Origin of the sequence: Streptomyces sp. NPDC059037 (assembly GCF_042740015.1) — a bacterium.
Classification (GTDB): Bacteria; Actinomycetota; Actinomycetes; order Streptomycetales; family Streptomycetaceae; genus Streptomyces.
This window is the reverse complement of record NZ_JBHYIG010000387.1, coordinates 1-7,865: the sequence shown is the minus strand read 5'-3', so window position 1 is coordinate 7,865 and position 7,865 is coordinate 1. Positions and strand designations below refer to the sequence as shown.

The 7,865-nt window shown below is 68.0% G+C and carries 10 protein-coding genes; 2 read left to right on the top strand and 8 right to left on the bottom strand.

What is annotated here, in order from left to right; all coding sequences use genetic code 11:
* Nucleotides 1-88 precede the first annotated feature (88 nt).
* Genes ACFWY6_RS42660 through ACFWY6_RS42635 form a run of 6 tightly spaced genes read right to left on the bottom strand, consistent with a single transcriptional unit; the run spans nt 89 to nt 4,475 of the window.
* Nucleotides 89-826, bottom strand: coding sequence for a class E sortase (locus tag ACFWY6_RS42660; RefSeq protein WP_384702446.1), 738 nt, complete (start codon nt 824-826; stop codon nt 89-91).
* A 24-nt stretch (nt 827-850) separates the two neighbouring features.
* On the bottom strand, nt 851-2,128 hold the full coding sequence (locus ACFWY6_RS42655) for a class E sortase (RefSeq protein ID WP_384702443.1): 1,278 nt from the start codon (nt 2,126-2,128) through the stop codon (nt 851-853).
* Entirely contained in the window at nt 2,125-2,772 is a 648-nt protein-coding gene (locus ACFWY6_RS42650; RefSeq protein WP_384702452.1) for an aminodeoxychorismate/anthranilate synthase component II, read from the bottom strand. Before ACFWY6_RS42650 ends, ACFWY6_RS42655 begins: the two co-directional genes overlap by 4 nt.
* Nucleotides 2,773-2,774: 2 nt before the next feature.
* The gene (locus tag ACFWY6_RS42645) at nt 2,775-2,963 is read right to left on the bottom strand and encodes a hypothetical protein (RefSeq protein WP_249593234.1); all 189 of its coding nucleotides are present in this window, start codon (nt 2,961-2,963) and stop codon (nt 2,775-2,777) included.
* A gap of 4 nt (nt 2,964-2,967) precedes the next feature.
* Entirely contained in the window at nt 2,968-3,666 is a 699-nt protein-coding gene (locus tag ACFWY6_RS42640; protein ID WP_384702449.1) for a class E sortase, read from the bottom strand.
* A 38-nt stretch (nt 3,667-3,704) separates the two neighbouring features.
* Nucleotides 3,705-4,475: a DUF881 domain-containing protein gene (locus tag ACFWY6_RS42635; RefSeq protein ID WP_266864424.1), complete on the bottom strand. Its 771-nt coding sequence runs from the start codon at nt 4,473-4,475 to the stop codon at nt 3,705-3,707.
* A 92-nt stretch (nt 4,476-4,567) separates the two neighbouring features.
* On the opposite strand from ACFWY6_RS42635, the gene crgA reads away from it, so the two are divergent.
* Nucleotides 4,568-4,825, top strand: a complete 258-nt coding sequence (gene crgA, locus ACFWY6_RS42630; protein WP_266864426.1) for a cell division protein CrgA — start codon at nt 4,568-4,570, stop codon at nt 4,823-4,825.
* 369 nt (nt 4,826-5,194) lie between these two features.
* On the opposite strand, the gene ACFWY6_RS42625 is transcribed toward crgA, so the two are convergent.
* Nucleotides 5,195-6,091, bottom strand: a complete 897-nt coding sequence (locus tag ACFWY6_RS42625) for a rhomboid family intramembrane serine protease (protein WP_384702438.1) — start codon at nt 6,089-6,091, stop codon at nt 5,195-5,197.
* Between the two features lie 115 nt (nt 6,092-6,206).
* Nucleotides 6,207-6,740, bottom strand: coding sequence for a peptidylprolyl isomerase (locus ACFWY6_RS42620; protein WP_384702435.1), 534 nt, complete (start codon nt 6,738-6,740; stop codon nt 6,207-6,209).
* A gap of 280 nt (nt 6,741-7,020) precedes the next feature.
* Here ACFWY6_RS42620 and ACFWY6_RS42615 point away from each other — a divergent pair, with 280 nt between their 5' ends.
* Entirely contained in the window at nt 7,021-7,755 is a 735-nt protein-coding gene (locus ACFWY6_RS42615; RefSeq protein WP_384702432.1) for a DUF5324 family protein, read from the top strand.
* Nucleotides 7,756-7,865 lie beyond the last annotated feature (110 nt).

The window sequence follows — 7,865 nt, the reverse complement described above, 5'->3', positions numbered from 1 at the left end:
TCACCCCGACCCCCCCCCGGCCCCCCGCCGCCCGCGGGCCCCGGGGGCTCTCTCGTGCTTGAGGTCGTGCTTGAGGTCGTGCTCGAGGTCAGTCGGCAAGTTCAGCCGGCGGCGTCCGCTTGTTGTCGACCTTCTCGATGCGCTCCAGCTCGCCCCACACGATATAGCGGTAGTTGGACGTGTAGACCGGCGTGCACGTCGTCAGGGTGATGTAGCGGCCCGGCTTCTTCGCGCCCGATTCCTTGGGGATCGGCTTCAGGACCTTCACGTTGTACTTCGAGGTCTCCGGGAGGGTCGCGTAGACCTTGTAGACGTACCACTTGTCCCGGGACTCGTAGACGATCGCGTCGCCCTCCTTGATCTTGTCGATCTTGTGGAACTTCGCGCCGTGACCGTCGCGGTGCGCGGCCAGCGTGAAGTTGCCTTCCTTGTCCTCAGGGAGGGCCGACTTGATCGGGTCTTCGTAGTAGCCCGCGACGCCGTCGTTGAGGATCTTGTTGCTGGTGCCCTTCTTGATCAGCACCTCGCCGCCGCCCATCGCGGGTACGTGCAGGAAGCCGATGCCGTCCTTGGTGTTCAGGTTCCCGGGGCCGCCCGCCCAGCGGTCGCGGACCCTGTCGCCCTGCTTGTGCGCCTCGCGGTCGGCGATGACGTTGGTCCACCACAGGGAGTAGACGACGAAGAGGCCGAGCACCAGGCCCGCCGTGATGAGGAGTTCACCGAAGACGCTGACCGCCGTGGCGATGGGCCCGCGGCCCCGCGGCCGCGGGGCCGGCGTCTCGGCCTGCTTCTCGTCGTGGTCGGCGTGGTCGGTCGTCGCTGCCACTGGATCTGCCCCGTTCTCACCGTGCTAGTTGACGAGCGCGCTCGGCTTTCCCTTGCCGCGCGGCCGTTCCTCGACCATCTTGCCCCAGACGATCATTCGATACTTACTCGTGAATTCCGGGGTACAGGTGGTCAGTGTGATGTACCGGCCGGGTTTGGTGAAGCCCGAACCCTCGGGGACCGGGGCGATCACGGAGATGTTGCCAGGGCTCGTCTGCGGCAGGATGCTCGCCATCTTGTAGACGAAGTACTTGTCCTGCGTCTCCACGACGATGGGATCGCCCGGTTCGAGCCGATTGATGTAGCGGAACGGTTCGCCGTGGGTGTTGCGGTGCCCGGCGACCGCGAAGTTGCCCTGCTTCGCGTCCGGCATCGGGGTCTTGGTGCCGCCCTCGTTGTAGTGGCCGACCATGCCGCGGTCCAGGACCCCCGACTTGTCGATGCCCTCGGCGATCGGCACGACCACGTCGAGGCGGGGGATGTGGAGCAGGGCGAAGCCTTGCCCGGGTTCGAAGGCGCCCGGCTTGCCCTTGCCCTTCGCCCACTCCTCCTGGAGGTCGTTGGCGGCGCCGTTCGCCTGCTGGTGGGCACGGATGTTCGTCCACCACAGCTGGTACGTGACGAAGAGAAGCATCAGGACGCCGATGGTGATGAAGAGTTCGCCGACGCCCCGGCTGATCACCGTGCCCGCGGAGGGCTTCCGGGCGCGCTCGGCGCGACGGGCCTCGACGCGGGAGAGGGGGGCGGCGGACTCCGCTCTGGAGGCGGCCGGCGGGCTCCCCTTCTTGGCGGCCTTGCGGCGGGCGGCCCGGCCTCCTGTGGGGCGCTCCGGCTCCCGCTCTGGCTCTGGCCGCGGCTCTGGCTCTGGCTCTGGCTCTGGCTCGACTATTCGCCGGGTGTCCGCCGTGCGCAGGCCCACCGTCTCGTCGTCGAGCGGCGGCTGGGGCTGCGGCTGACGCTGCGGCTGCGGGGCGTACGCGCCGTACAGCTCCTCGTACGTCGGTTCCCGCGCCGGCTCCGGCTCCGGCCGCTGCTGCTCCCCGTACCAGTCACGGGCGTACCCCTGAGGGTCGTACCACTCCGGCTCAGGGAACTGCGGCTCCGGCTCCGGAGCAGACTGCCCGCTGCGGAACCACGGCGACGGATGCTGCCCCGGCAGCGGATCCGTCAGCGGATCGGCGAGATGGTCGACTGCCGCCGCGAACGCCCCGGGCTCTTCGTACGATTCCTGCTCCTCGTACGACGCGTACTGCTCGTCGTACGGAACTCCGGAGGAATCGCGCTCGGGGCGCAACGCGGTCACGCCGTGGCCCTGCCCACCACCGGGGCAAGACCGCTCGACCGACCGACCGCCCCCTTGTCCCCGCACTCCACCAGCCAGTTGGCGAGCATGTGGTGGCCGTGCTCGGTGAGCACCGACTCGGGGTGGAACTGCACGCCCTCGACCGGCAGTTCACGGTGGCGCAGGCCCATGATGATGCCGTCCTCCGTGCGCGCGGTCACCTCGAGCTCGGCCGGCACCGTGGCCGGCTCGGCGGCGAGCGAGTGATAGCGCGTCGCGATGAACGGCGAAGGAAGACCGGCGAAGACACCCTTGCCCTCGTGCACGACCGGGGACGTCTTGCCGTGCAGCAACTCCGGCGCACGGTCCACGACTCCGCCGTACGCGACCGCCATCGACTGCATGCCGAGGCAGACGCCGAAGACGGGCACTCCGGTGTCGGCGCAGTGCCGCACCATGTCGACGCAGACACCCGCCTGCTCGGGGGTGCCGGGTCCCGGCGAGAGCAGGACCCCGTCGAAGCCGTCCTGCGCGTGCCGCAGCTCGACCTCGTCGTTGCGCAGGACCTCGCACTCGGCACCCAGCTGGTACAGGTACTGGACGAGGTTGAAGACGAAGCTGTCGTAGTTGTCGACCACGAGGATGCGGGTCGGGCGTCCGTCGATGCTCACTGGCCGTCCACCGTCACGTCGTTGAAGGGAAGAAGCGGCTCGGCCCACGGAAAGACGTACTGGAAGAGCACGTAGACCACCGCGAAGACGAGCACCAGCGAAAGCAGTGCCCTTACCCATGCGTTTCCCGGCAGATGCCGCCAGATCCAGCCGTACATGCCGTCCCTTCCGTAGCCGTACGGCACCAGACTAACGGCGCAGTGCCTCCGGTTTCCCGGCCTCGACGGGCTGGGTGGCATCAAGGTGTGCCCAGACGATCAACCGGTGGCTGTGGCCCCACTCTGGCTCACAGGTCGTAAGCGTGAGGTAACGGCCCGGCCCCTCGTACCCGGACTTGCGCGGCACCGGATCGATGACACCGATGTCGCCGGGCAGCGTCTTCAAGGGCTTGTTGTCGATGCGGTACGTGAACCAGGTCGTGCCGTCGGTCAGCACCACGGGGTCGTTCGGGCGCAGCTTCGGGAAGTCCTTGAAGGGGTCTCCGTAGGTGCGGCGGTGGCCGGCCACGGAGAAGTTGCCCTTCTGGCCGAGCTGAGCGGTGTCTCCGTAGTGACCAAGTCCCTTTTTGAGTACGTCGGTGCCGGTGCCCTGGAGCACCGGCTTGTTCCACGTGAAACCAAGCCGCGGGATGTACATCACGGCGAACGGCTTGCCCTCTTCGTAGGGGCCCGGCTTCGGAGGGCTCTCCTCGGAGCCGCCGGCAGGCTTGTCGTCCGTCCCTGTCGACATCGATCCCTGCGCCCACTGGTCCTGGAGCTGGTCGATCTGGCTGTCCATGGCGTTGTCGGCCTTCACGCCGGTCCAGAACAGGACGTACGCAACGAAGAGCACGATCAACGTGCCGATGGTGATGCACAGTTCGCTGAACGTCCTCAACAGCACTCGCACCGACACCGGACGGTCCCTCCCCGGGTGCTACTCCACTGCTATTCCACGGGCTTCGCGTAGTGGAGATCCACTGTGCCCGAGTAGCCGGGAAGAGTCACCGCCCCGTCGTCGTCGACTTTCCAGCCGAGGCCGTAGGCGTTCACGTACAGCATGTAGTTCTGGATCTCCGGGGAAGCGGCGAGCGCCGTCCTCAGCTTCTCCGGGTCGCCGACCGCGGTCACCTTGTACGGAGGCGAGTAGACGCGGCCCTGGAGGATCAGGGTGTTGCCCACGCAGCGGACGGCGCTGGTGGAGATGAGCCGCTGGTCCATGACCTTGATGCCCTCGGCACCGCCCTGCCAGAGAGCGTTCACCACGGCCTGCAGGTCCTGCTGGTGGATGACCAGGTCGTTGGGCTGGGGCTCGGGGTAGCCGGGGAGCTTGGCCGTGGCGCCCGGCGGGGCGTCGGTGAGGGTCACGGAGACGGCCTCACCCTTGACCTTCTTGGTGCCCGCGTTCTTCTCCAGGGCCTTGAGCCGCGCGTCGTCGGCCTTCGTGCCGCCGTTGTCACGCTCCGCGAGCGCCTCGACGTCGTCCCGCAGCGAACCGTTGGACTCGTCCAGCTCGCCGTTCTTGTGGCTGCGCTCCTGGATGAGGTCGGAGAGCTTAAGGAGGGACGCATCCGTGCGGATGTTCGTACCCTTGGCAGTGTTGAAGCTGGTGAAGAAGATGAGGCCCGCGAGGGCGAAGACGGCAGCCGTCAGCAACCGGACCGGCCGCCAACGGGGACGGCGACCCTGACCTGTGGGGGAGTCGGCAGAATTGCTCAACGTACCCTTATCTCCTTCAGCGCCGCGGAAGCACTACGCTAACGGACGCCCGGGGGAGGGCTCAGCTCCCCGTATCGACAGGAGAGACCCTCGTGCCGAAGTCACGGATCCGCAAGAAGGCCGACGATTACACGCCGCCCGCGGCGAAGAAGGCGACGAGCATCAAGCTGACCAGCCGTAGCTGGGTGGCGCCGGTGATGCTGGCGATGTTCCTCATCGGGCTCGCCTGGATCGTTGTCTTCTACGTCACCGACGGCAAGCTGCCGATCGACCCGCTGGGCAACTGGAACATCGTGGTCGGCTTCGGCTTCATCGCCGCGGGGTTCGGCGTCTCCACGCAGTGGAAGTAGCGCGGCCCGCGCTGCTGCCGCACCGCATTCCCCGGCGGCGAGAGCAAGCCTTGCCCTGAGTTATCCACAGCGCTATCCACACTGGGGAAAAAGAAAGACGATCTGTGGATAACCCACTCGGTGTTGACGCCGGTGTGACTGCCCGATCGCCATGCAAGCCGCCGCAGGCCCCTTGTCCTTCCTGGGAAAACCCAGGTCAGCGACAAGGGGCACTGTTGTTCCCCACAGCATGCACAAGATCCGCCACACGCTGTGGACAACAGGGAGCGGGACGCACCGGCTCAGACGAGGAACGCACAGGCTCAGACGAGCTGTGCGCACCTGCTCAGACGAGCTGCACGGTCAGCTCAGACGAGCTGGGCGGTCAGCTCAAACGAGCTGGGCGGTCCTGACGACCACGGCGACCAGGACCACGAGCAGCACCACGGCACAGGTCCCCCACTGCACGAGCGCACGCCGCTCACGGGGCGCGTGCACCATCCCGTAGGCGATCGCGACACCGGCGACCAGACCGCCGACGTGCGCCTCCCAGGCGATGCCGCTCCATGTGAAGGTGAACAGCATGTTCAGCGCGAGCAACGCGATGACCGGGCGCATGTCGTAGTTGAGGCGCCGCATCAGGACGGCGGTCGCGCCGAGCAGACCGAAGATCGCCCCGGACGCGCCGAGCGAGGCCTGGCTCGCGTCCGCGACGACATAGGTCAGGGCGCCGCCGGCCAGGCCGGAGAGCATGTACAGGGCGAGATAGCGGGCTCGGCCGAGCGCCGCCTCCAGCGGACCCCCGAGCCACCACAGGCCCAGCATGTTGAACGCGATGTGCCAGATCTCCTGGTGCGTGAACATCGACGTGACCAGGCGGTACCACTGGCCCTCGGCGACGCCGTCCTCCGCCACGAAGGGGTAGGGAGGCCACTCACCGACCAGGACGAGCTCGTTCACCAGGCGGTCGCCGACGGCGAGGACCGCGATGAACACCGCCACGTTGAGGCCGAGCAGGATCTTGGTGATGAGGCGCGGGTCGGCGGCGATCGAGCCGCCCGCGATGGTGCGCGGCTGATTCGCCGCGGGCGCGTGACCGGTGCCCGAGCCCTCGCGCACGCACTCGGGGCACTGGAAGCCGACCGAAGCGCTGATCATGCACTCCGGGCAGATGGGCCGCTCGCAGCGGGTGCAGCTGATGCCGGTCTCGCGGTCCGGGTGACGGTAGCAACCGGGCAGGTGCTGCGCGTCCCGCGGCCCCTGCGGGCTGCCTGGTGCCTGATCCATGGGGTCCCCTCAATCTCCGTACGAAGGCACAGTCGCGCGCACGTGGCGAACGCACCGCCCCGCCCTTCCTTACGGATGGGCGGGGCGGTTTGGTTCCCTGGCGCGTACGCCGGGGTCAGGCGCCGCGGGTCTCGATCACCACGGACTCGATGACCACGTCGTTGACCGGACGGTCGGTGCGCGGGTTGGTCTGCACGGCCGCGATCTCGTCGACGACCTTCTGGCTCGCCGCGTCCGTGACCTCACCGAAGATCGTGTGCTTGCGGGTCAGCCAGGCGGTCGGCGAGACCGTCACGAAGAACTGCGAGCCGTTGGTGCCGGGACCGGCGTTGGCCATGGCAAGGAGGTACGGCTTGTCGAAGGCGAGGTCGGGGTGGAACTCGTCCGCGAACTCGTAGCCCGGGCCGCCCGTGCCGTTGCCCAGCGGGTCGCCGCCCTGGATCATGAAGCCGCTGATCACACGGTGGAAGACGGTGCCGTCGTAGAGCCGGTCCGAGGTCTTCGCACCGGTCTCAGGGTTGACCCACTCACGCTCGCCCTGGGCGAGTTCCACAAAGTTCTTGACCGTCTTCGGCGCGTGGTTGGGGTGCAGCAGCACCTCGATGTCGCCGTGGTTGGTCTTCAGGGTGGCGTAAAGCTGCTCAGCCACGGTCTGCCTTCCGTTGTCCTCTGTGACGCTCCGATCCTCGCACGGACCGGATTGCGACGAGTAGCCGCCGACTGGGCGCGCACGGAAGCGATCCGTGGCATTGTCGGCCAAGAACGCTTCTTGTACCGATTTGATCAAATTGATCAGATTGATCGCGTCGCTCGCAGGGCTCGCTTGACCCGGATGCCCGCCCTCTCATGCCTGAGGGTCACCCGGAAGGCATGATCCCTGAAAGGGTGGAAAGGTGACATACCTATACGCCACCGAGGAGGAGGATCCCGTGACCCGCATCGACAGCGTGCGCGCCGTGACCGGCTCGGCCAAGGACAGCGTCCGGCACGCCGCGGAGGCGGTGGCCCCCTACGCCGGCACGGCCAAGGACCAGGCCGCTCACTACGCCCACGATGTGCGCGTAAGGCTGGCGCCCAAGGTGTCGCAGGCCGCGCAGCAGGCCGCCGAACAGGCCCGTGTGCAGTACGGCGCCCATGTCGCGCCCCGCGTGGAGCAGGCGCGTACGCATGTGCCGCCGAAGGTCGACCACGCCGCGCATGAGGCCGCCGTCCGTACACGCAAGGCCGCCAAGCAGACACGGAAGGCTGCCCGGCAGGCCGCCGAGTACTCGAAGCCGCGGATCGAGCAGGCCGTGGCCGCGGCCCAGCCCGTCCGTGACGAGGCCGCGTCCCGCAGTTTGGCGGCGATCGCCGCGCTGCGCGGTGACGTCTCGCCCAAGGAGATCAAGCGCCTTGTCCGCAAGCACGAGCGCCGGGCCCGCGTCGGGCGCCTCGCCAAGGGCGTCGTCGTGCTGGGCCTCCTCGCGGGTGGTGCGATCGCCGCCTGGAAGTGGTGGGACAAGCAGGCCAACCCGGACTGGCTCGTCGAGCCGCCCGCCGCGACGGAGGTCCCGGACAGCACCCCGCTGAGCTCGGTCGACGGCAGCGGCCAGCAGTCCCTCGACCCCGAGGTACAGGCCAAGCAGGCCGAGGCGGAAGCCGTGGAGCGCGACGAGAAGCGCTGATCCGCGCCGCGGGATCGCCGTAAGGACGCCGCAGACAGGCCGTAAGAACGCCGCAGGGCGGGAACCCCAGCCTGTCTCTTATACACAACACCGACCCCCCCATACCCATC

Coding starts and splice junctions, on each gene's coding strand:
- ACFWY6_RS42625 (WP_384702438.1), bottom strand. CDS start 6,091: ATGGATCAGGCACCAGGCAGCCCGCAGGGGCCGCGGGACGCGCAGCAC.